Annotated in this window: 17 protein-coding genes; 6 read left to right on the top strand and 11 right to left on the bottom strand. The window is 73.7% G+C overall.

Going from position 1 to position 23,092, the window contains the following annotated elements; all coding sequences use genetic code 11:
• Window positions 1-42 precede the first annotated feature (42 nt).
• Entirely contained in the window at window positions 43-1,458 is a 1,416-nt protein-coding gene (gene ngcE, locus GA0070609_RS06615; protein WP_088992984.1) for an N-acetylglucosamine/diacetylchitobiose ABC transporter substrate-binding protein, read from the bottom strand.
• A 204-nt stretch (window positions 1,459-1,662) separates the two neighbouring features.
• On the opposite strand from ngcE, the gene GA0070609_RS06610 reads away from it, so the two are divergent.
• A complete protein-coding gene (locus GA0070609_RS06610; RefSeq protein ID WP_088992983.1) occupies window positions 1,663-3,153 on the top strand; it encodes an acyltransferase family protein in 1,491 nt (496 codons plus the stop codon).
• Here the strand turns inward: GA0070609_RS06610 and GA0070609_RS06605 are convergent.
• From GA0070609_RS06605 to GA0070609_RS06595, 3 genes are all read right to left on the bottom strand, one after another.
• Window positions 3,125-4,615: a CoA-acylating methylmalonate-semialdehyde dehydrogenase gene (locus tag GA0070609_RS06605; RefSeq protein WP_088997539.1), complete on the bottom strand. Its 1,491-nt coding sequence runs from the start codon at window positions 4,613-4,615 to the stop codon at window positions 3,125-3,127. The genes GA0070609_RS06610 and GA0070609_RS06605 overlap by 29 nt on opposite strands.
• Before the next feature lie 11 nt (window positions 4,616-4,626).
• On the bottom strand, window positions 4,627-5,934 hold the full coding sequence (locus GA0070609_RS06600; protein ID WP_088992982.1) for an aspartate aminotransferase family protein: 1,308 nt from the start codon (window positions 5,932-5,934) through the stop codon (window positions 4,627-4,629).
• Window positions 5,935-6,044: 110 nt separating this feature from the next.
• Window positions 6,045-6,704 (bottom strand): hypothetical protein, encoded by a 660-nt coding sequence (locus tag GA0070609_RS06595; protein ID WP_088992981.1) that lies wholly within the window; start codon window positions 6,702-6,704, stop codon window positions 6,045-6,047.
• 1 nt (window position 6,705) lies between these two features.
• Between GA0070609_RS06595 and GA0070609_RS06590 the strand changes: the two genes are divergently transcribed.
• Window positions 6,706-7,524, top strand: a complete 819-nt coding sequence (locus GA0070609_RS06590) for a hypothetical protein (RefSeq protein ID WP_088992980.1) — start codon at window positions 6,706-6,708, stop codon at window positions 7,522-7,524.
• A 9-nt stretch (window positions 7,525-7,533) separates the two neighbouring features.
• Complete coding sequence (locus GA0070609_RS06585) at window positions 7,534-8,583, top strand: hypothetical protein (protein ID WP_231928554.1); 1,050 nt, start codon at window positions 7,534-7,536, stop codon at window positions 8,581-8,583.
• A gap of 217 nt (window positions 8,584-8,800) precedes the next feature.
• Here the strand turns inward: GA0070609_RS06585 and murD are convergent, their stop codons facing one another.
• Window positions 8,801-10,147 carry a UDP-N-acetylmuramoyl-L-alanine--D-glutamate ligase gene (murD, locus tag GA0070609_RS06580; RefSeq protein ID WP_088992979.1) on the bottom strand — a complete coding sequence of 449 codons (1,347 nt, stop codon included), beginning with the start codon at window positions 10,145-10,147 and terminating at the stop codon, window positions 8,801-8,803.
• Between the two features lie 88 nt (window positions 10,148-10,235).
• Here murD and GA0070609_RS06575 point away from each other — a divergent pair, with 88 nt between their 5' ends.
• Window positions 10,236-11,585 carry a hypothetical protein gene (locus tag GA0070609_RS06575; RefSeq protein ID WP_088992978.1) on the top strand — a complete coding sequence of 450 codons (1,350 nt, stop codon included), beginning with the start codon at window positions 10,236-10,238 and terminating at the stop codon, window positions 11,583-11,585.
• 117 nt (window positions 11,586-11,702) lie between these two features.
• On the opposite strand, the gene GA0070609_RS06570 is transcribed toward GA0070609_RS06575, so the two are convergent.
• Window positions 11,703-13,553, bottom strand: a complete 1,851-nt coding sequence (locus tag GA0070609_RS06570; protein WP_456299185.1) for a PucR family transcriptional regulator — start codon at window positions 13,551-13,553, stop codon at window positions 11,703-11,705.
• A 189-nt stretch (window positions 13,554-13,742) separates the two neighbouring features.
• Between GA0070609_RS06570 and GA0070609_RS06565 the strand changes: the two genes are divergently transcribed.
• The gene (locus tag GA0070609_RS06565) at window positions 13,743-15,020 is read left to right on the top strand and encodes a serine hydrolase domain-containing protein (RefSeq protein WP_088992976.1); all 1,278 of its coding nucleotides are present in this window, start codon (window positions 13,743-13,745) and stop codon (window positions 15,018-15,020) included.
• A 46-nt stretch (window positions 15,021-15,066) separates the two neighbouring features.
• Here GA0070609_RS06565 and GA0070609_RS06560 read toward each other — a convergent pair whose 3' ends face one another.
• Window positions 15,067-15,930 carry a TrmH family RNA methyltransferase gene (locus GA0070609_RS06560; protein ID WP_231928553.1) on the bottom strand — a complete coding sequence of 288 codons (864 nt, stop codon included), beginning with the start codon at window positions 15,928-15,930 and terminating at the stop codon, window positions 15,067-15,069.
• A 76-nt stretch (window positions 15,931-16,006) separates the two neighbouring features.
• Here GA0070609_RS06560 and GA0070609_RS06555 point away from each other — a divergent pair, with 76 nt between their 5' ends.
• Window positions 16,007-17,872, top strand: a complete 1,866-nt coding sequence (locus GA0070609_RS06555; RefSeq protein WP_408630634.1) for a thiamine pyrophosphate-requiring protein — start codon at window positions 16,007-16,009, stop codon at window positions 17,870-17,872.
• A gap of 121 nt (window positions 17,873-17,993) precedes the next feature.
• Here the strand turns inward: GA0070609_RS06555 and GA0070609_RS06550 are convergent, their stop codons facing one another.
• From GA0070609_RS06550 to GA0070609_RS06535, 4 genes are all read right to left on the bottom strand, one after another.
• Window positions 17,994-20,210 carry a transglycosylase domain-containing protein gene (locus tag GA0070609_RS06550; protein ID WP_088992974.1) on the bottom strand — a complete coding sequence of 739 codons (2,217 nt, stop codon included), beginning with the start codon at window positions 20,208-20,210 and terminating at the stop codon, window positions 17,994-17,996.
• 207 nt (window positions 20,211-20,417) lie between these two features.
• The gene (locus GA0070609_RS06545; RefSeq protein ID WP_088992973.1) at window positions 20,418-21,227 is read right to left on the bottom strand and encodes a hypothetical protein; all 810 of its coding nucleotides are present in this window, start codon (window positions 21,225-21,227) and stop codon (window positions 20,418-20,420) included.
• A 262-nt stretch (window positions 21,228-21,489) separates the two neighbouring features.
• Entirely contained in the window at window positions 21,490-22,596 is a 1,107-nt protein-coding gene (locus GA0070609_RS06540; RefSeq protein ID WP_088992972.1) for an SPFH domain-containing protein, read from the bottom strand.
• Between the two features lie 4 nt (window positions 22,597-22,600).
• The gene (locus tag GA0070609_RS06535) at window positions 22,601-23,074 is read right to left on the bottom strand and encodes an NfeD family protein (RefSeq protein ID WP_088992971.1); all 474 of its coding nucleotides are present in this window, start codon (window positions 23,072-23,074) and stop codon (window positions 22,601-22,603) included.
• Window positions 23,075-23,092 lie beyond the last annotated feature (18 nt).

Genomic DNA, 23,092 nt, shown 5'->3' with positions numbered 1-23,092 from the left:
AGGACCGGCGGGGACGGGCTCGCCGTCCCCGCCGGCCGGATGTCACGCGGCCCGCTTGTACTTCTTGATCGAGCTGTCCTGGGCGATCGAGTCGGCGCCCTTCTGGCACTGCTCGAGGAACTCGGCCGGGCCGATCCGGCCGCTGAAGAACTCGCCGCACGCCGCGTCGACGAGCTCGCGCTCCAGCTTCCGGTAGTAGTTGTTGTAGACCCAGTTGAAGCCGTTGCTGCCGGAGGCGTCCAGCGCCTTGACCACGGTGCTGAGGCCGAACGGCAGCTCGACACCCTCGGTCGCCCCGGCCACCACGGTGAGGCTGGAGACCTTCTTGGTGAAGTCCTGGGCGCCCTTCTTGGAGAGCATGATCCGGAAGTACTCCAGGCCGCCGGCCAGGTTCTTGGCCTTGGCCGGGACCATGAACGGCTCGCCGGCGGTGCCGCGGATCGCCTCGAACGGCAGCTTGTCGCCGCTGCCCAGGCTCGGCGTCGGCTGGATCGTCATGTTGAAGCCCTCGGGGGTCACCTTCTTCTGCTCGCTCTCCAGCCAGGAGCCGCAGGAGATGAAGGCGGCCTTGCCCTGGCACCAGGCGGTCTGCGACTGCACGTGGTCCAGGCCCGGCGAGCCGTCCAGGATGAACTTGTCCTTGACAATCTGGTGCCACGCGTCGGCGGCGGCCTTCATCGCGTCGGACTTCCAGGCGTTCGGCTCCAGGTTGTCGATCGCGGTGGCCACGGAGGGGCCGCCGAACTTGATGGCCGTGGCGATCAGCGGCCAGCTCATGTACCGGGGGTGCTTGCCGGCGTACGTCCAGGGCGCGATGCCGGCCGCCTTGATCTGCTTGCAGAGCGCGATGTGGTCGTCCCAGGTCTTCGCGTACTGCCAGTTGCGCTCGGTGAAGAGCTTGGTGGAGTGCCAGATGCCGTACGCGGTGTAGGTGTAGTTCAGCACCAGGAACTTGCCGTCGTACGAGCCGACCTCGACGGCGCCGGGCAGCAGGGTGTCCTTGACCGTCTTGCCGGGGATGTCGAGGCTGGGCGCGGCGAGCATCTCACCCAGGTCGGCGATGGCGTTCTGCGACACCAGGCCGTTGAAGTCGATCTGGCCGGCGCCGGAGTTGTTCACCACGTCCGGCGGGGTGCCGTCGACGAAGCGCGGCTGGAGGGTCTTGTTGATCTCCTGCGTCGCCGAGTGGTTGATCTTCGCCTTCGGGTACTTCTCGGTGTACATGGCCTCGTGGGCCTTGGCGTACTCCTCGCCGAAGCCGCCGTTGAAGATCACCACCTCGAGCGGCGCGTCCTCCTTGACCCCGAGCGGGTTCTGCTCGCTCTTGGTGCCCTTGTAGGTGCCGGAGTCGTCCTTGTCGCCACCACCACCGGTGGCGCAGCCGGCCAGCAGACCGGCGGCGGGGGTGGCCAGCAGGCCGGCAGCGGCGCTACGCCGCAGGATCTCACGCCTGTTCATGGTCTCTCCTCGGATCGGGTCCTGGCGGTCGCCGGTCGTCTGGGGGTGGCGTCCCGCCGTTTCGAGGCACGGGGGATTCGTTGCTTGTCTTCAATTCACAGAATGTTGCTGAAGAATTTCTACGGCAGCCGGGCCAGGACTTCAAGACCCGACGACCGAACCGTTATCAGCGCCGGCCACCCCGTGGTGGCATAGCCTCGGATCATGCGCCGACTGCGCGAGCTCGCCGCGCGGACGCCGGCTGACCGGGAGCGCTACGTCGACCTGCTCCGCGCGCTCGCCATCATTCTGGTCGTACTCGGCCACTGGGCGGTAGCCGCGATCGCCTACGACGCGGACGGCGACCCGACCGGGCGCTCCGCACTGCCCGAGCTGCCCTGGGCGTACCCGCTGACCTGGGTGGTCCAGGTGATGCCGGTGTTCTTCATCGTCGGCGGGTTCGCCAACGCCGCCTCGCTGACCGCGCACCGGCAGCGGGGCGGCGACGCCACCGGCTGGCTGCTGGGCCGCAGCGCCCGGTTGCTCCGGCCCACCACCGCGCTGCTGGTGGTGCTCGCTGCCGGCGCGCTCACCGCCCGGCTCGTCGGAGCCGAGGCGCCACTGATCCGCACCGTCGTCTGGTTCGCCACCATCCCGCTGTGGTTCCTCGCCGCGTATCTCGTGGTGGTTCCACTCACCCCGGTGACCTACGCGCTGCACCGGCGGTTAGGGCTGGCCGTCCCGGTGGCGCTGGCCGCGCTGGTCGCCGCCGGCGACCTGGGGCGGGCGCTGGGCCCGGCCGAACTCGCCCTGCCCAACTACCTGTTCGGCTGGCTGGCCGTCCACCAGCTCGGTTTCGCCTGGCAGGAGACCCGGGCCGACACCACCGGGCCGCGGCCGGCGGCCACCACTGCGGGCGGCGCGACCGCCCGCACCACCGGCGCGGACCGGGACGGCACCACCGGCGCGGACCGAGCGGGCACCGCCGCGACCCGGGGCCTCCGGTCCCGCCGGCTGCCGACGTCGCGGCGGGCCGGCGTGGCGATGCTGCTCGGCGGGCTCACCGTGGCCGTGCTGCTGACCGGGCCCGGCCCGTACCCGGTCAGCATGATCAACATACCGGGGGAACCACTCGACAACGCCGCGCCGCCGAGCGTGGCGCTGCTCGCCGTCACCACCGCCCAGCTGGGCCTGATCCTCCTGCTCCGAACCGGGGCGGACCGCTGGTTGCGCCGCTCCCGGCCCTGGCAGGCGGTGATCGCGGTGAACGCGGTGGTGCTCACCGTCTTCCTCTGGCACCTGAGCGCGGTGATCCTGCTCGTCGGCGCGCTGGACGCGGCGGGCGTGCTGCCGACGCCGCCGCCCGGCTCGGCGGCCTGGCTGGCCTGGCGGCTGCCGTGGGTGCTGATGCTGGCCGTGGTGCTCGCCGTGCTGATCGCCGTCTTCGGTCCCATCGAGGGCCGCACCCGCCGGCCCGCCGCGGCGCGGCCGCCCGCCGACGGCGCGCCCGAGCGGGCAGACCGCCGGCGGGCGACCGCGCGCACCGCGCTCACCGCCGCCGCCTTCGCCGCTGTGGTGTACGGGTTGGTGGCCAACAGCACCGCGCCGAAGGAGGCCGCCGAGCCACTGGGCGTGCCCGTCGCCGCCCTGGTGGCGTACCTGGCCGGGGCGGGCGTCCTGCGGCTGCTCAGGTCTGGGTGGGGAAGCCGAGGTTGACCCCGCCGTGCCGGGGGTCCAGCCAGCGGCTGGTGACCACCTTGCCCCGGGTGAAGAAGCGCACCCCGTCCTCGCCGTGCGCGTGCAGGTCGCCGAAGAGTGAGGACTTCCAGCCGCCGAAGGAGTAGTAGGCCATCGGCACCGGGATCGGCACGTTGACGCCGACCATGCCGACCTCCACCTCGTGCTGGTAGCGCCGGGCGGCGCCGCCGTCGTTGGTGAAGATCGCCGTGCCGTTGCCGTACGGGTTGGCGTTGACCAGCTCGACCGCCTCGTCGTACGAGCCGACCCGGACCACGCTGAGCACCGGGCCGAAGATCTCGTCGGTGTAGATGGACATCTCCGGGGTGACCCGGTCGAACAGCGTCGGGCCGAGCCAGAACCCGGCCCGGTCGCCGTCCGGCTCGACGTCGCGCCCGTCCACCACGGGCACCGCGCCGGCGGCCACCCCCGCCTCGACGTACGACCGGACCTTGTCGGCGTGCCCGGCGGTGACCAGCGGCCCCATGTCGCAGCCCCGCCGGCCGTCGCCGGTGCGCAGCCGGGCCATCCGCTCGGCGATCCGGGCGACCAGGTCGTCGCCGACCGGCTCCACGGCGACCAGCGCGGAGATCGCCATGCACCGCTCCCCGGCCGAGCCGAACCCGGCGTTGACCGCCGCGTCGGCGGCCAGGTCCAGGTCGGCGTCCGGCAGCACCACCATGTGGTTCTTCGCCCCGCCGAGCGCCTGCACCCGCTTGCCGGCCATCGTGCCGCGCTGGTAGACGTACCGGGCGATCGGGGTGGAGCCGACGAAGGAGACCGCTCGGACCGCCGGGTGGTCCAGCAACGCGTCGACCGCCTCCTTGTCGCCGTTGACCACGTTGAGCACCCCGTCGGGCAGGCCGGCCTCGGCGAACCACTCGGCGAGCAGCAGCGCGGCGCTCGGGTCCTTCTCGCTGGGCTTGAGCACCACCGCGTTGCCGCAGGCCACCGCCACCGGCACGAACCACAGCGGCACCATCACCGGGAAGTTGAACGGGGAGATCACCGCGACCACCCCGAGCGGCTGGCGCAGGCTGTACGAGTCGACCTCGGTGGAGACGTTCTCGCTGAACCCGCCACGCAGCGCCGAGGGGATGCCGCAGGCGTACTCGATCACCTCCAGACCGCGCTGCACCTCGCCGGCGGCGTCGGCGAGCACCTTGCCGTGCTCGGCGGTGATCACCTCGGCCAGCCGGTCCCGCCGGTTGTGCACCAGCTCGCGGAAGGCGAAGAGCACCGCCGTCCGCCTGGCCAGCGAGACGTCCCGCCAGGACCGGGCCGCGCGCTCGGCGGCCTGCACCGCGACCGCGACGTCCGCCGCGCTGGCCAGCTCCACCTCGCCGGTACGCCGGCCGGTGGCCGGGTCGAAGACGTCGCCGCGCCGGCCCGACGTGCCGGTGGACCGCTTGCCGTCGACGAAGTGCCCGATGGTGGTGATGTCCGGGGTGCTCACGCCGCCACCTCCGCCGCCGCGCTGGAACGGATGGCGTCGATGAGGATGGCCAGCCCCTCGCGCGCCTCGTCCTCGGTCAGGGTCAGCGGCGGACCCATCCGCAGCACGTTGCCGTACAGGCCGCCCTTGCCGACCAGCAGTCCGCCGGCCTTGCACGCCTCGAGGACGCGCCCGGTCAGCGCCGGGTCCGGCTCCGCGGTGCCCGGGCGGACGAACTCGACGCCGAGCATCAGCCCCTTGCCGCGTACCTCGGCGACGCAGTCGAGCCCGCCCACGGCGGCGCGCAGGCCGTCGGCGAGGATCGCGCCGGTGCGGGCCGCGTTGGCCTGCAGGTCGTGGTCGAGCAGGTAGTCCAGCACCGCGTTGCCGGCGGCGGTGGAGACCGGGTTGCCGCCGAACGTGCAGAAGCTGATCGCTGGCACCGACTCCAGCACGTCGGCCCGGCCGACCACGCCGGCCAGGGCGAACCCGTTGCCGATACCCTTGGCGAAGGTGAGCAGGTCGGGCGTCACGCCGTGTGCCTGGTAGCCCCAGAAGTGTTCGCCGGTACGCCCCCAGCCGGTCTGCACCTCGTCGGAGACGAACAGGATGCCGTGCTCGTCGAGCACCTTCTTCCAGGCGGCGAAGAGCCCGTCCGGCGGGTGCACGAAGCCGCCGACGCCCTGGATCGGCTCGGCGATCAGGCAGGCCACGTCGCCGGCGGTCTGGGTGGCGAGCACCTCGCGCAGGTCCTCCACGGCGGCATCCACCCGCTCGGACTCGCTGAGCCGAGCCAGCAGGCCGCGCAGCCGCTCGCCGGAGTGCAGCCAGGCCACCTGGAGCGGGTTGAGCGCGCTGGCCGACCAGCCGCGGTTGCCGGTCACGCCCATGGTGGCGTACGACCGGCCGTGGTAGCTGTTGCGCACGGCGAGGATCTGCGCCGAGCGGCGGTGGTTGGTGGCGAACAGCAGCGCCGCCTCGTTCGCCTCGGTGCCGGAGTTGGCGAAGAACACCCGGGCGTCCGGGATGCCGGAGACCCGGGCCACCTTCTCGGCCAGCTCGACCTGCTGGCGGATCAGGTAGAGCGTCGAGCTGTGCACGATGCCGGTGCGCACCTGCCGCTCGACCGCCTCGCGGATCTCCGGGATGTCGTACCCGATCATCGAGGTCAGCACGCCGCCGAAGAAGTCCAGGTAGCTGCGCCCCTGGGCGTCGGTGACCCGGCGGCCGGAGCCGGAGACCAACTCGATCGGCTCGGCGTAGTACAGCGGCATCCAGGACGGGAGCACGGCCCGGTGCCGGGCCAGCAGGTCGTCGGAGGTCATGGTCGCCTGTCCCCTTCAGCGGCGTACGCGGATACCGCACGCTTTCACCATCGGGCGCGGTGGACAAGTGCCAGCCTGTAGCGCGCGGACCGGCTTCGGCTGACAGATCGTCAAGCCTCGACGCCACGCTTTCCGTGGCCGTCGCCCCCACGGGAAACGTTTCCGGTGGCCTGGACGCGTTCTGGCCGCCGGTTTCCGTGCCCGTACGTCGGCAGGTGCAGGAGGGCGGCGGTCAGCGCGAAACCGGCCCAACCGGCGGCCAGTCCCGCCGCGGCCGAGAGGTCCTGGCACAGCCAGCAACCGGTGAGGAAGCCGACCAGCACCAGGCTGTTGCGCGCGAAGTGCCGGCAGAACGCGGGCAGCTCCCGCCGGACCTCGACGGCGACCAGCACCCCGGCGTACGGGAAGGTGACCACCAGCCCGCGCAGCAGCTGCCCGAGCAGCCCGGTCAGCACCGCCCCGCCGAGGATCAGCGCCAGCTTCGCCAGCGCCGGCAGCCGCTCCCCCGCCGCCTCGTCGCTGTTCCGCTCCGGGGACGCCGCCCGGTCGTCGTGCGTCGCGCGCCGCTCGGGGTCGTCCGGCGCCGGGGCGGCGGCTGGCGGGTGGCGGCGCAGCAGCAGCGCGGCGAGCAGCCAGAGCAGCACCGTGCCGGCCAGCGCCGGAAAGAACGGCACGGAGACGGCGAGCAGGGCGACGCCGAGCGCCACGTACCCGGCGACGCCGGCCAGGTCGGCGAGCAGGATCGGCCAGCGCAGCCGGTGGTGGGCCACGGTGACCAGGACGAAGAACAGGGTTGACGTGCAGGGCCGGGTCGACCGCGCCGGCCGGCAGCAGACCGACCCGTACGCCGGCCTTGCGCTGCGCCTCCAGGAGGTCCTCCAGCTCGTCGGAGAGCGTCGCGTAGGCGAAGATCCGGGTGATCCGCACGCCCCGGCCCAGCGCCTGCACGTTGACCGTCCAGTGGTGCCGGCCGATATCGCTGCGCCACCAGCTGAGTTCGCCGCTGGCCCGGGGCATCACGTTGGTCAGCGCCTGCATCTCCCGTACGCAGTCCCGGGTGGCGCCGAGCAGGTCCTGGTAGTCGTGGCCGGGCCGGACGATCCGCCCGTGGCGCAGCTGCTCGGTCTCCGCGCGGAACCGCTCGAACGAGCGGCGCGCCTCATCGGCCACCCGGGTGCCCGGATGCCGCTCCACCGCCTCCCGGGTGCCGGTCACCACCTCCGGCACGGCGGTCAGCAGCCACGGTGGACCGTCGAGCAGCGTCCGCAGGTGGAACCGGCGTTCGGCGCGGGCCAGCGAGTCGACCAGCAGCGAGATGGTGATGCCCATCAGGCCGGCGAGCAGGGACTCCACTCCGGACGCGGCGCCGGTCAGGTCGAGGGTGACCGAGAGCGAGATCGACAACGCGATCCCGATCAACGCGACCGGGTCGGTGTGCGCCACCAGCCGGGCGAACCCGGCGGCGGTGCCGAGCCGGCCGGAGCGCGGTCGGCGGAGCAGCTCAACCATCGACGACCTCCTGGGTGCCGGCTGCCGCCAGGGTACGACGCCGACACCATCGCGCCGCCCCACCTGCCGCCGCGCCGGTAGCATCCGAGGGTGCCCGAGCGTTCCGTACCGCCGTCGCCGGGGGGCGCCCGCACGCCACGGTCCACGGTGGTCGCCGCCGCGCCGGTCGCGGAGCCGCCACTGCCCGGCGGTGCGGACGCCGCCGCGCTCACCGCGGGCATCGCCGCCTGGATCGAGGCCGTGCCGCTGCGTGGGCTGGTGGCGCACTTCGGCGGCGACTGGCCGGGCGGTGACCTCGCCGCGGTGCTCGCCGGGCTGGACGACTTCTCCGCGAGGCACTGGGACTACCGGGGCGGCCGGGAGCGGCCCGAGGCCCGGGAACCGGCCTTCGACCCGGCCACCGCCGCCCGGGTGCTCGCCGCGGCGGCCGTGCTCGGCCTGGTCCGACCGCGGCCGCCGGCCCGGCCCGGCTACGACCACCTGGTCGTGCTCGGTGGGCTGGCGCACGCCTGCCTGCGCCGGGTGGCGTACGCCGCCCACCTGCTGCGCGCCGGCACCCGGATCGGCGGCGAGGTGGCGGTGCTGGGCAGCTTCCGCCCGCTCTCCCCGGCCGAGCACGCCATGCTGGCCGCGGCCGGGGTGGCCGGGGTGGCCGGGTGCGACACCGAGGTGGCCGCGCTGGACGCGGCGGTGCGGCTGGCCTTCGGCGTGGCCGAGCCGGCCGAGCAGGACGGCGTCGACGCCGGCCACCCGCACCACTCGTGGTCGTCCCGGACGTACCGCCCGGTCGGGACGCCACCGGTGCGGGTGCTGGCCGCCCCGTCCAGTGAGCCCGAGCGGCGTCGCGCGCACACCGCCGACACCCAGCGCTTCTGGGCCGAGCACGTCCGGCTCGCCCCCGGCGACCCGGTGCTGATGGTGACTGCGCCGATCTACGTCCCGTTCCAGCACTGCGACGCGCTGCGCACGCTGGCCGTGCCGTACGGCTGCCGGATCGAGACGGTCGGAGTGGACCCGGCCCTGCCCGACCTGGCCACCCTGCCCGAGCCGACCCTCAGCCCGGGCCGGTACCTGCAGGAGATCCGCTCCGCGATCCGCTCGATGCGTGCCCTGCACGCCGCCCTGCCGCAAGCCACCTGACCTCCACGGCCAGCGGACCCGGCTGAGCCACGCGCCCGGGCCGACCCGGCCGGGCGCGCGGCGCGGCGGTGGCCGGGGCAGGCCCGCCTCCACCGCGCGGACGCTGTGGAGCTGATGTCGCAGACGGATCACCGGGTGAGGAGCAGACCTGGCCGACCGACACAGCCCAGCGGACCCGGCTGAGCCGCGCGGCGGCGCAGACCCGGAAGGACGGCGGTCAGCCGGCGGTGTCGGCGACGGCCTGGGCGAAGACCTCCGAGCGGTGCTCGAAGTTGCGGAACCGGCCGTAGCTGGGCGCGGCCGGCGAGAGCAGCACCACCCCGCCGGCCGGGGTCAGCTCCCGGGCCAGCCGGACCGCGTCCACCAGCTCGTCGACCACCTCGGTACGCACCTTGGGCAAGCCGGCCAGCGCCTCGACGATCCGCCCGCCGCTGTCCGGGATGCCGATCACGATCAGCTCGCGCTCCGCGAGGTGCTCACGCAGCGGGCTGTAGTCCAGCCCCCGGTCGGCGCCACCGACGATCACCGTCAACGGCCGTCCCTCGTACGCGTCGATCGCGTGCATGGCCGCGTACGGGCTGGTGGCGAGGGTGTCGTCGACGAAGGTCAGCCCGGACGGGTCGGCGATCTCGGTGAGCCGGTGGGCCAGCCCCTGGAACCCGGCGACGGCCACCGCGAGGGTGTCCTTGCGGGCCACCACGTCGACGCCGACCGCGTCCAGCACGGCCAGCGCGACACAGAGGTTGCTCTCGTTGTGCCGGCCGACCAGCGGCAGCACCGCGCGCGGGAAGAGCGGCTGGTCGACGAGGTGGAACCAGGGGTCGCCGTCCGGCCCGGCGGCCACGTGGGCGGTGTCCGGCCGACCGGCGCGCACCGCCGCCCGGTCACCCAGTTCGAAGGCGAGCCGCGGGTCGTTGCCGTTGACCACCACGGTCCGCGGCCCGTACGCGATGAGGTTGAGCTTGTCCCGGTAGTACTCGGCCTCGCCGCCGTGCGCGTCCAGGTGCTCCGGGAAGAGCGCGGTGACCACCGCCACCCGGGGCGAGTCGGTCAAGTCGCTGCACTGGTAGCTGGAGAGCTCCAGCACGTACAGCTCGGCCTCGGGCAGGTCGAGCGTGGGCACGCCGATGTTGCCGCCGAAGACGTTCGGCCGGTCCACCGCGGCGAGCAGGTGGCTGATCAGGCTGGACGTGGTGCTCTTGCCCTTGCTGCCGGTCACCCCGATGGTGCGCTCGGCGTGGTCGGCCATCCAGAGCGCGGTGCCCTGGGTGACGGTGACCCCGCGCCGGCGCAGCTCGACCAGCCACGGGTGGGTCTGCGGCACGCCGGGCGAGCGGACCACCACGTCGGCGGCGACCAGCCGGGCGAAGCCCTCCTCGCCGACGACCAGCGGCGCCGCCTCGGCCAGCGGACCGTCCCAGGGCAGCGAGAGGAAGTTGGCGCTGTCGTCGACGGCGACCAGCCCGGCCGGGCCGTGCGCGGCGATCGCGGTGACCGCGGCCCGGCCCTCCCGGCCGGCGCCCCAGACGGCCACGGTACGTCCGCGCAGGTCAGACAAGCGCACAGGTGATCTCCTCCGGGCGGGCGGCGGGTCGGCGGCCGAGTCTGGCGCAGCCGGACGCGGACTGGTGAACCACGGCCTAGTATGGCGTGTGCTCAACGGACAGCTCCGGCGGATGGACGCCTTCACCTTCCCGTCCTACTCGATCGACCTCTCCACCGGCGAGGCCCTGTTCGACTACCGGCTGAGCGGCCCCGACGCGGAGCTGACCTTCACCGAGGTGGTCACCTTTCCGCTGCCGGCCGAGCCGCCGTCGGACGCCACGGTCGCCGCTCTCGGCCGGGTGCTGGAGCTGCTGCACGTGGTGGCCGGGGTCAGCTACTACAAGGCCGCCGCGCCCGGCCGGCTGGTGCTGCCCGCCCCGCTCGGCCCGGCCGCCGCCGCGCTGGTCACCGGCGTCTACACCCAGGGCCTCGCCGAGTACGCGTACCGCAACAAGCTGCCACACGTGCTGGAGCTGGCCCCGGAGATCCCGTCGGGATCGGTCAAGCCGGCGGCGCCGCTGGACAACTCCGACCGGCGGCCGCTCTCGGCGGTCGGCGGCGGCAAGGACTCGATCGTCAGCCTGGAGGCGTTGCGCCGGGCCGGGATGGACCCGGTGCCGTTCTCGGTCAACCCGAACCACGTGATCGTCTCGGTGAACGAGGCGTCCGGGCTCACCCCGCTCGCCGCCCGTCGGCGGATCGACCCGCGGCTGTTCGAGCTGAACGCTGCGGGGGCGCTGAACGGGCACATTCCGGTCACCGCGATCAACTCGCTGATCGCGGTGGCGACCGCGGTGCTGCACGGGCTGGGCCCGGTGGTGATGTCCAACGAGCGCTCGGCGTCGGACCCGAACCTGGTCTGGAACGGTCACGAGATCAACCACCAGTGGTCCAAGGGGGTCGAGGCGGAGGGGCTGATGCGGGCGGCGCTGACCGAGCACGCGGGGCTGGCCGAGCCGTACTTCTCGCTGCTGCGCTCGCTGTCGGAGCTGCACATCGCCCGGCTCTTCGCCGAGATCGACCGCTACGACGACGTGGTGACCAGCTGCAACGCCGCGTTCAAGCTGCACGATCCGAGCGAGCGCTGGTGCCGCAACTGCCCGAAGTGCCGGTTCGTCTTCCTGGCCATGGCGCCGTTCATGTCCCGCGAGCGGATCACCCACATCTTCGGCGGCGACCTGCTGGCCGACTCCGCCCAGCTGCCCGGCTACCGGGAGCTGCTCGGCGTGGACGGGCACAAGCCGTTCGAGTGCGTCGGTGAGGTGGAGGAGTCGGTGGTGGCGTTGAGCCTGCTCGCCGAGCAGGAGCAGTGGCGCGACGCCCCGGTGGTCCGCGCCCTGGTCGACGCCGTCCCCGACACCGCCTGGTCCGCCGCCGCCACCTCCGACGTCTTCACCCCCGGCGGCCCCCACCACATCCCCCCGGCCTACGCCAAGACCCTCACCCCCCTCCCCTGACTCGGTTCGGTCCAGCCCGTTGATCATGAAGTTGTTGCGGCGACACGCCGAGGCGGCGTGCAACAACTTCATGATCACCGGGGCCGGTCCGGCGGGCGGGACGGCGGGCGGGCGGCGTCAGGGGGTGCGGATGGCGTCTAGGGCGAGCAGGGCTACGTGGAGGGAGAGGCAGGCGTCGACCGAGTCGAGGTCGACGTCGAGGATCCGGCCGATCCGGGCCAGCCGCTCGTAGAACGCCGGCCGGGACAGGTGCGCCGCGGCGGCCGCCGCCGACTTGTTCCGGCCCTGCTCCAGGTACGCGCGCAGGGTGCCGAGCAGCTGCTCCCGGGGGTGCCGCGCGTCGTACGCCAGCAGGGCACCCAGCTCGCGCTCGACGAAGGTCTGCAGGCGCGGCTCGTCCCGGAGCAGGTGCAGCAGGCCGGCGAGACCGACGTGCGGCAGCCGGAAGATGGGCAGGTCCCGCCGGTCGCGCCGGGCGGCCTCGGCGATCTGGCGGGCCTCGGTGAGCGAGCGGCGCGCCTCGCGCAGGCTGCCCACGCCCGAGCCGGCGGCGACGATCAGCCCGGCGGAGCCGGCCGGCGCGCCCCGGCCGCCGGACCGGGAGGATCCGCCGTCCGGCTGCCGTGGCACGGCGGCGTCGAGTGGCCGGGCGGCGCCGTCCGGGTGCCGGCCGTCCGGGCGGCTCCGGCGCAGCGCGGTGGCGAACGCCGCCAGCGCCCGCTCCTCGGCGGCGGCGTCCGGCAGGGCGAGCAGCGCGCCGACCGCGTGGTCGTCGACCGCGCTGGTCAGCGCGGTCAGTTTCGCCTCCTGCACGGCCTGACCGACCGCCTCGGCGAGGTCCCGCAGCCGGGCCGGGCCGGCGTCCGGGGCGGGCTCGCCGAACGCCCCCGGTTCACCGGGGTCGCCGGGGTGCTCGGCGGCCTGGTCGTCGGTGCGGTACCGGACCACCACGCCGACCAGATGCCGGCGTTCCAGCACCACACCGAGCGCGCGGGAGCGCAGCGCCACCTCGTCCACCGGTCGGGAGTGGTCGAGCAGGGCGGTGAGCAGGGTTCGGTGGATCTGCCGCTCCAGCCCTTCGGCGTCGCGGCGGATCAGCCGGACCAGCGCGAGGGTGGACGCGGCCCGCTCGACCAGGATGGTCAGCCGGGTTGGCGGATCGCCGGCCGGGGCGGGCGCGGCGTCGTCGCCGGCCGGCTCCGGTTCGGGGTCCGGCCCGGTGCGGCCGGGCCGGGCCAGCTCGCCGGCGGCCGGCCAGCGCAGCAGCAGCCGGCCCCAGTCCTGCCCGCGGGCGCCGACCGTGGTGACCAGCCAGCCGCTGTCCGAGTCGTACGCGGTCCGCCCGGCCGGCCGGATCCGGCGGGAGTGCTGCTCCCAGCCGTCCAGCAGCAGCTCGGCGCTCTCCCCCGCCGGGTCGTAGGCGAGCACCTGGCGGGAGAGGTTCTCCAGCACCACCGGGCAGCCGGACAGCTCGGCCGCCTGCCGGATCACCTCGGCCGCGCCGGCGCCCTCGACGGAGAGGTCGGTGAACCGCTGGTGGATCTCCTCGGTGGCGCGCAGCTCGGTGAGCTGGGCGTCGACGATCAGCGCATGCACCGCCTCGGTGATCCGCACGAACGGGGTGTCCCGGCGCAGCTCGACCAGGGGCAGGCCGCGACGCTCGGCGGCGGCGGCCATCACCCGGGGCACCTCGCTGGCGTACCGGCGGCCCAGCTCGACCAACAGACCGGAGACGCCGACGTCGGCGAGGTCGCCGATGAAGGCGCGCAGGCCGGCGTCGTCGGCGGGCAGCCCGATGCCGGTGGTCAGCACCAGCTCGCCGCCACCGAGCAGGGTGGCGATGTCCGGCACCTCGGCCACGTGCACCCAGCGCACCGGGCGGTCCAGCCCGGCGGCCCCGGCGACCAGGCGCGGGGCGCCGCGGCGGACCGGGTCCAGGGCGAGGACCTCACGGACGGTAGGGAACACGGCCGACACGCTACCGTCCGTGACCTGGATTCTCGACCGCCGCCCGGGGTCACACTCCGTCCCGGAGCGCCGCCGCCCTCCGCCCCCGTCCGGCGCACCGGCCGCCCGCCCCGACCGATCCGGCGGGGCCACGGAGGTTGATCAACTCCGGTAACGTGCCTGTTTCCGTGATCAATCGGAAGGTGGGGCATGAACGGTACGACGGTCAGCCGCAGGACGTTCGGCAAGCTGGTCGGCGCGGCGGGCGCGGGGGCCCTCGGCGCGGGAGCGCTCGCCGCGGCGCCGGCCGCGTCGGCACCGCAGACCTGGTCCGCGAGCGGCACCGCGGTCGCCGCGCTGCGCAGCTTCGACGACACCATGAAGAGCTACATGCTGGCCCGGGGGATCTCCGCCGGGCAGCTCGCCGTGACGTACCGGGGGCGGCTGGTGCTGGCCCGCGGCTACGGCAACAACTCGCCGCAGCTGATCCAGCCGACGTCGCTGTTCCGGGTGGCCAGCCTGTCGAAGTCGCTGACCGCGGCGGCGATCGTCCGGCTCGCCCAGGACGGCCGGCTCAGCCTCGGCGACCCGGTCGGGAAGTTCGTCGACCTGACGCCCCCGGCCGGGCAGTCGGTCGACCCACGGCTGGGGCAGGTCACCCTCTGGCGGCTGTTGCAGCACACCGGAGGTTGGGACCGGGACGCGACCAACTTCGACCCGCTGTTCAAGGACCGGATCATCGCCCGGGCCCTCGGGGTGCCGATGGAGCTGCGGCACGCCGACGTCATCCGGTTCATGTCTGGCCAGCCGCTGCTGCACGACCCGGGCGCGACCGTGTCGTACAGCAACTACGGCTATCTGCTCGCCGGCCGGGTGGTGGAGGCGATCACCGGCATGCCGTACGAGACGTACGTCAAGCAGACGCTGCTCGCCCCGCTGGGCATCACCCGGATGGCGAACGGGTGGACGATCGCCCGGCACAGTGGCGAGGTCGGCTACCAGTCGCAGTACACCGGGACGACCGTGCTGGACGACTCGGGCGCGACGGTGGCCGCGCCGTACGGCACGTTCAGCATGCGGCTGCACGACGCGAACGGCGGCTGGATCGCCTCGGCGGTGGACATGGTGCGCTGGGCCTCCGCCTTCGACGCCGGCAGCACCCTGCTGAACGGCACCTCGCTCAGCCGGATCTGGGCGGTGCCGCAGCCGACCGGCGTGAACAGCAACGGCTGGTACTACGGCCTGGGCTGGGCGGTGCGCCCGGTCTCCGGTGGCACCGGACGCAACACGTGGCACACCGGCAGCCTGCCCGGCAACTACAGCCTGCTGGTCCGCACGTACGACGGGATGAGCTGGGCGGCCCTGTTCAACCAGCGCGACGACGAGTCCGGGCTCGGCTACGGCGAGATCGACCCGCTGTTGTGGCAGGCCGCGCGTGCCGTGACCAGCTGGCCCACGCACAACTTCTGGTCGAAGTACTACGCCTGACGGCGGTGGTGGGGGCGGCGAGCGCCGCCCCCACCACGGATCCGCCTCACAGGGGATCGTCGCGCCCGAGTTCCCAGAACGCCACGGCGGCCGCGGCCGCCACGTTCAACGAGTCCACTCCGCGCCGCATCGGGATGACCACCCGCACATCGCTGGCTGCCTGAGCCGCGGCGGTGAGGCCCGGGCCCTCGGCTCCGAGGAGCAGCGCCGCCCGCTCGCGGTGCGCCGCGGTGAGCCGCTGGATCGGCACGGCGTCCGGAGCCGGCGTCATGGCGAGCACCGTGAAACCTGCTTCCCGTGCCTGGTCCAGGCCCGCGGGCCAGCGCTCGAACTTGGCGTACGGCACCGCGAACACCTCGCCCATGCTGACCCGGACGCTGCGCCGGTACAGCGGGTCGGCGCAGGTCGGGGAGAGCAGCACGGCATCGATGCCGAGGGCGGCAGCGCCCCGGAAGACGGCGCCCAGGTTGGTGTGGTTGTTGACGTCCTCGAGGATCACCGCCCGTCGCGCGGTGGCCAGCACCTCGGTCGCCGTCGGCAGCGGCTTGCGGCGGAACGACGCCAGCACGCCGCGGTGCACGTGGAAGCCGGTGGCCCGCTGGAGCACGTCGGGGGTGGCGGCGTAGACCGGGGCGTCCCCGGTGTCGAGGTCGGCGAGCTGGTCCACCCGCTTCGCGTCCACCAGGTACGACCGGGCCGGGTAGCCGGCCCGCAGCGCCCGGCGCAGCACCAGCTCGCCCTCGGCGATGAACAGCCCGTGCGGCGGTTCCCAACGGGTGCGCAGCTCGACGTCGGTCAGCGCGCGGTAGTCGGCGATCCGGTCGTCGTCGGGGTCGGTGATCTGGTGGACGGGCACCCGCCGATTCTGCCGGACCGGTCCGGCGGGGCCGCTGCCCCGTCCGGTGAACATCCGACGCGGGTCGTTCTGTCCGGTAAAGATGGGAAATGCCGGGCGCGGCAGCGGATCGACCGGAGGGACCAGTCAGGTGAGCGCAGACCGCAGTGACGGGTGGCGGGGCGACGGGCGGGTGGCGGCCGATCCGTGGCCGCTGCCCCGGGACGCCACCGTCGCCGACCACCTCGTGCAACGGCTGGCCTGCTGGGGCGTACGCCGCTACTTCGGTTATCCGGGCGACGGCATCAACGGCATGACCTCGGCGCTGCAACGCACCGCCGAGCGGGCGCAGTTCATCCAGGTCCGGCACGAGGAGACCGCCGGGTTCGCCGCGTCCGCGCACGTCAAGTACGGCGGCGGGCCGCTGGGCTGCGTCCTGGTGACCAGCGGGCCCGGGGCGATCCACGCGCTCAACGGCCTCTACGACGCCAAGCTGGACCATCAGCCGGTGGTCGCCCTGGTCGGCCACACCGCCCTCACCGCCGAGGGCGGCGGCTACTACCAGGAGGTCGACCTGCTCGCCCTCTACAAGGACGTCGCGGCGGCGTTCCTGGCCCAGCTCGACCATCCCGCGCAGGTCCGCCACCTGGTCGACCGGGCCTGCCGGACGGCCCTGGCCCGCCGTACCGTGACCGCCCTGGTCCTCCCGCTGGACGTGCAGGACAAGCCGGCCGTCCCGGAGCCGCCCTACGCGCACGGCTACTACCACACCAGCAGCGTGCCGAGCAGCGGGCCGACCGTGCCGCCGGCGGCCGAGGTACGCCGCGCCGCCGAGGTGCTCGGCGCCGGCGAGCGGGTGGCCATGCTGGTCGGGCAGGGCGCGCTCGGCGCCGAGACCGAGGTACGGGAGGTGGCCCACCGGCTGGGCGCGGGAGTGGCCACCGCGCTGCTGGGGTTCACCGCGGTCGACCATCGGGAGCCCTGGGTGACCGGCGCGATCGGTCTGCTCGGCACCCGCCCGAGCTGGGACATGATGCGCGACTGCGACCGGCTGCTGATCGTGGGCAGCAACATGCCGTACTCGGAGTTCTATCCGCCGCCGGGCAAGGCCCGGGCGGTGCAGATCGACCGGGACGGCACCCAGCTGGGGCTGCGCTACCCGACCGAGGTGAACCTGACCGGCAACGCCGCCCCCACCCTGCGGGCGCTGCTGCGGGAACTCGGCCCCGGGCCGGCCCCGACCCGCTGGCGGGAGACGATCGCTGCGGCGACCTCGTCCTGGCGGCAGGCGCAGCGGGACCTGGCCGGGCAGTCCGCCGACCCGGTCAACCCGCAACTGCTGTTCAGCGCCCTCAGCGACCGGCTGCCCGACGACGTGATGCTCGCGGTCGACTGCGGCACCACCACCGCCTGGTACGCCCGGCACATCCAGGTCCGCCCCGGGATGCTGGCCAGCCTCTCCGGCACCCTGCTCTCCATGGGCGGCGCCATGCCGTACGCGCTGTCGGCCAAGTTCGCCCACCCGGACCGCCCGCTGGTGGCCCTGATCGGCGACGGCGCGATGCAGATGAACGGGGTCAACGAGCTGATCACCGTGGCGAAGTACTGGCGCAGCTGGGCCGACCCGCGGTTCGTGGTGCTGGTGCTGAACAACCGGGACCTGGCCTTCGTCAGCTGGGAGCAGCGCTCCAGCGAGGGGACGCCGATGTTCCCGGACAGCCAGCAACTGCCCGACATCGGCTACCACCGCTGGGCGGAGGTGCTGGGGCTCGGCGGTGAGCTGGTCGACTCCCCCGACCAGGTGCCGGGAGTCTGGGAGCGGGTCCTCTCCGCCGACCGGCCGGTGGTGATCAACGCCCTGGTGGACCCGGCCGAGCTGATGCTGCCGCCGCACTTCACCGCCGACCAGGCGCGCAGGACGGCGGCGGCGATGCTGCGCGGCGACACCGACTGGGCCGGGATCGTCCGGCGCGGGCTGCCCGCCACGGTCGCCGCCTTCCGCCCGCGCCGCGGCTGACCGCCGGGACCGAGCCCGGCGACGCACGTTCGCCGAATGTGTGGCCTTGCGGCGCGCCGAGGCCACACATTCGGCGAAAGTGTGGCCTCGGTCATCGGGCGGCGGCGGGTGGGGGGGCGGGTCAGCCTCGGCGGCCGAGCCAGCGGCGCAGGTCGGCCAGCGGGTCATCGTCGTCGGCGGCGGGGCGCCGCTCGTCGGACGGCGTCCGGACGACCGGGGGCCGCTCGACCGGGCGGCGCGGGTCGCCGACCAGTTCCCGGCTGGGCGCGGCGAACCCCTGCGCCGGCTTGCTGTCGACGGCGGTGGCGATCACCCGGGCGACCGCCTCGATCACCCGGGCCTGCACCGCCGAGCCGACCGAGTCGGCCGGGTCGTCGGGGTTGGCGGCGATGCCGGCGACCGCGACCTGCGGGGTGAACCCGACGAAGGTCTCGGTGGCGTTCCGCTCGGAGCTACCGGTCTTGCCGGCCACCGGGCGGCCGTCGAGGATCCGGTTCACCGCGGTGGCCGTACCGCCGTTGCACTGCCCGTACGGGGACTGCTGGCCGACCGGGCAGCGGGCGGCGTCGGTGGCGGCCCGGGCCACGTCGGCGTCGAGCACCCGCTTGCAGGAGGGGTCGCCGACCGGCACCCGCTCGCCGTCCGGCGCGGTCACCGAGACCACCGGCAGCGGCGCGCACCAGGTCCCCTCCGCCGCAACCGTGGCGTACGCGTTGGCCAGGTCGAGCGGGGTGGTGGCGGCCACACCCAGGGTGAACGAGCCCCAGTCCTCGGCGTGCTCGCGGGCGAACTCGGCGTCGGAGTCGGCCCGGAAGGTGATGCCGAGCCGCTGCGCCATCTGCACCACCTTCTCCGGCCCGACCTGCTCGGCCAGCCACACGAAGTAGGTGTTCACCGAACGGCCGAAGCCGTCCCACATCATCCGGTAGCCGTCCATCCACTCCGGGTTGGCGTTGGCCGGGCACCACCGGCCGTCGCAGCTGCCCTCGCCCTCGGCGGCGTACCGGGTGGGCAGCCGGCTGGGCGCGTCGAAGCCGGTGGCCAGCGGCTTGCCGGCCTCCAGCGCGGCGAGCATGGTGAACAGCTTGAAGGTCGAGCCGGCCTGGTAGCCGTCGACGCTGTCGCCGCCGGAGATCAGCGGGTTGACGGTGTTCGGGTGGTTGGCCTGCCCGTCCGGGTTGGCGTCGAGGCTGTAGTGCCGGTTGACCGCCATCGCCAGCACCCGGCCGGTGCCCGGCTCGACCGCGGCGATCGGCACGGCCCGCTTGTTGCCGTACCCGTAGATCTTGGTGGCCTCGCGCTGTGCGGTGGCCTGGACCTGCGGGTCGAGCGAGGTCACCACGGTGTAGCCGCCACGGCGCAGGGCCTGCTCGCGCTCCTCGACGGTGGCGCCGAACTCCGGCTGGGCCAGCCACCACTGCCGCAGGTAGTCGCAGAAGAAGCCCCAGTCGTCGTGCCCCTGGGCGACGGCGGTGCAGCCGTTCGGCTGCGCGGTCGGACGCAGGGTCAGCTTCTCCGCCTTGGCCTGCGCCGCCTGCTCGGCGGTGATCGCCCCGGTCTCGACCATCGAGTCCAGCACGTAACCGCGGCGCTCCAGCGCGGCGTCGGCGTCCCCGTCGATCGGGCTGTACGCCTCCGGCGACTGCACCAGGCCGGCGAGCAGGGCCGCCTCGGCGAGGGTGAGGTCGGCCGGGGACTTGGCGAAGTAGCGCTGGCTGGCCGCCGCGACGCCGTACGCCCCGGATCCGAAGTACGCGATGTTCAGGTAGCGGTTGAGGATCTCGTCCTTGCCGAGCCGCTCCTCCAGCGCGCCCGCGTACCGGATCTCCTGGAGCTTGCGGCCGACGGTCTGCTCGGTGGCCGCGGCGCGCTCCTCGGCGGTGCGGCTGGGGTCGGTCTTGAGCACGTTCCGGACGTACTGCATGGTCAGCGTCGAGCCGCCCTGCTCGGTGCCGCCGCCGGAGACGTTGGCCACCAGCGCCCGGAACAGCCCGCGCAGGTCGGCCCCGCCGTGCGAGTAGAACCGCCGGTCCTCGGCCGCCACGATCGCCTGCCGCATCACCGGGGCGATCTCGGACAGCGGGACGTCGCTACGGTTCACATCGTCGAACGTGGTGATCAGCGTCTTGCCGTCGTTGGCGTAGAGGTAGGAGCGCTGCGGCGTGGCCGGGGTGCGCAGCGCCTCCGGCAGTGCGGCGTACGACCCGAGCGCCGCCTTGGCGGCGAACCCGAACAGCAGGTTGCCCGGCAGCGCGGCGACCGCCAGGACGAGACCGGCGAGCACGCCGGCGAGCAGCACGGTGAACAGCCGCGACAGCGGCGAGCGGGGCACGGCCATGGTCCCCAGAATTACCGCGAATGCCACCAACCGACCACCCCCGCTCCCCCTTTGTCAGCAACCTCACCGCACCCTCCCAGCCCCCTCCCATGCACCCGCCGCCCAACCGCCGCCCCGGTTGGTCATGAGGTTGGGCGACGATGTCGATCTCCACAGCCGCCGCCAACGTCACGATCGACACGGCGGCGGCGCGGGGCGGGTGGGCGGTCAGGTGGGGAGGGGGCCGGTGGGGCCGGTGGTGGGGGTGGTCGGGGCGGCCGGGGTGGCGAGGCTGGCGTTGGCCGCGTCGCGCATGATCTCACTGGGGATCAGCCGGCCGGAGCGGTAACCGATGCCGATGCCGGCGATCAGCACGAAGATCGCCCCAAAGGTCTGCAACGAGCCCAGCAGGGCGCCACCGAGACCGAGCAGCGGCGCCGCGATCATCAACATCACCCCGTCGCCCATGCTGAACATCCCCGAGCGGGCCACCGACCAGCCGGTGCAGGCCCAGCCCACGCTGTAGCAGGTCGCGCCGACCAGCACCAGGGTCCGGGCGGTGGTGCCGAAGACCGGGGTCTGCTCCGCCAGGCCGGCGAAGGGCAGCATGAGCACCGTGCCGGCGATGCTGACCAGCAACCCGGCGGCGGCCACCCGGCGGCTGCGGGTCGCCGCCAGCAGCCCGGTCAGCGCGAGCAGGGCGAGTAGCCCCAGCCAGACCGCGCCCACCCAGCCGAGCAGGTACAGCGGGCGGCCGTCGGCCGGGTACGGGTCGTTGCCCACCCCGCCGTCGCTGGCCATCGCCACCACGCCGTAGAGCACGGCGTACGCGGGCAGCAGCCACACCGCCGCCCGGGCGAAGCGGCGCACCGACCAGGCCCAGCTGGCGTTGGTGGCGGGGCCGGCCGGTCCCGGGTCGCCCACGAAGGGCAGCACCCCGAATCCCCCGCCGGTACGCCGGCTGCCGAGCGGCCCGGCGGGGTCGTGCGCCCCGGGGATCGGGTCCGTGGACCACATCCGCTTCGCCGGATCCTTCATGCGTCACCTCGCTCATCCGACGAGCGGCGCGGGACGCCCCCCGGTGTCCGCTGCCTGGTCACCGCCCGTCCTCGCACCGATGGTGGCAGCGGTCGGGGCGGGCATGAGGGGCTTTCGCGTTATTCCCCGGGCCGCCCGGCGGCCACCACCAGGCGAAACGCGCCGCGATCGGACCCGGCGTGCCGGATGTCCCGAAACGGGAACGGGCCGCCAGGCGTGCTCCGCGGAGGAACACCCCTGGCGACCCGTGTCGCCGTACCGGTCAGCCGCGCTCGCGCTGGTCGGCCGGGTCGTTGAGCAGGCTCGCCGGGGAGACCGGCTCGGGCGCCGGCAGCCCCTGCGGCTTGCCGCCGGCGGCCTGCGCCTCGGCGACCCGTACCTCGTCGTGGATCTGCTGGGCCGCGGCGGCCGCCGCCTGCGCGGCCTCGGCCGCCTCGCGCTCGACCTCGCTCGCCCCGTCGGCGGCCTCCGGCGCCGGCTCGTCGCCGACCATCCGGCTCAGCCCGCCGAGCGCGCCGCCCATCCCCTCCAGGGCCTTGGTCAGCTCCGCCGGCACGATCCAGACCTTGTTCGCGCTGCCGTTGGCGATCTGCGGCAGGGCCTGGAGGTACTGGTAGGCGAGCACCTTCTGGCTCGGGTTGGCCTGGTGGATGGCGTCGAAGACGGTCCGGATCGCCTTGGCCTGGCCCTCGGCCTGGAGGATCCGGGCCTGCCGGTCACCGTCGGCGCGCAGCACCGCGGCCTGCTTCTCACCCTCGGCGGTGAGGATCTGCGACTGCTTGTGGCCCTCGGCGTTGAGGATGGCGGCGCGGCGGTCCCGCTCGGCCCGCATCTGCTTCTCCATCGAGTCGCGGATGCTCGGCGGCGGCTCGATCGCCTTGATCTCCACCCGGGTCACCTTGATGCCCCACCGGCCGGTGGTCTCGTCGAGCACACCCGACAGGTGCCGGTTGATCTCCTCCCGGCTGGTCAGCGCCCGCTCCAGGTCGAGCGAACCGATCACGTTACGCAGCGTGGTCACGGTGAGCTGCTCGATCGCCTGGAGGAAGTTCGAGATCTCGTACGTGGCCCGGACCGAGTCGACCACCTTGAAGTAGAGGACCGTGTCGATCGAGACCACCAGGTTGTCGGAGGTGATCACCGGCTGGGGCGGGAAGCTGACCACCTGCTCGCGCATGTCGACCTTGGTACGCACCGCGTCGATGAACGGCACCAGGAGGTTGAGCCCCGGGTTCAGCGTGCGCTTGTACTTGCCCAGTCGCTCCACCACGTCCTGGCGCTGCTGCGGCACGATCCGCACCGCCTTGGCCAGGGTGATCACCGCGATCAGCGCCACGGCTATCAGCAGGACCGGGAACACGAGTTCCATGTACTCACCTTTTCGCTTCGGGTAGCTCGCCGGAAGAAGAAATGTCGTCCCGCCAGACCAGGGCGGTCACACCCCGGACCTGGATCACCTGCACCCGTTCACCCGGGTCGAAGACCTGACCCGCGTCGTACGAGCGAGCGCTCCACAGCTCACCGTCGATCTTGACGAGGCCGCTGTCGGCGTCGACCCGCTCCAGCACCAGCGCGCTGCTGCCCTCGATCGCCTCGACTCCGAACGGCTGCTCGCCACTGGCCAGCGCGGAGCGCTGGTGCCGGCGCAGGGTCGGCCGGACGGCCAGCACGGTCAGCGCCGACACCCCGGCGAAGACGATCGCCTGCACCCCGACCGGCGCCCCCAGCGCCGCGGCACCCGCCGCGGCGAAGGCGCCGGCCGCGAACATGATCAGGAAGAGCGTCGTCGTGAAGATCTCGGCGACGGCCAGCACCACACCCAACACGATCCACAGCACGGCGTCCACCCTTAGATCGTGACACGG

The organism is Micromonospora echinaurantiaca, assembly GCF_900090235.1.
Lineage (GTDB): Bacteria > Actinomycetota > Actinomycetes > Mycobacteriales > Micromonosporaceae > Micromonospora > Micromonospora echinaurantiaca.
Note: the sequence above shows the minus strand (reverse complement) of the source record. Positions and strands in the feature narration are given on the sequence as shown.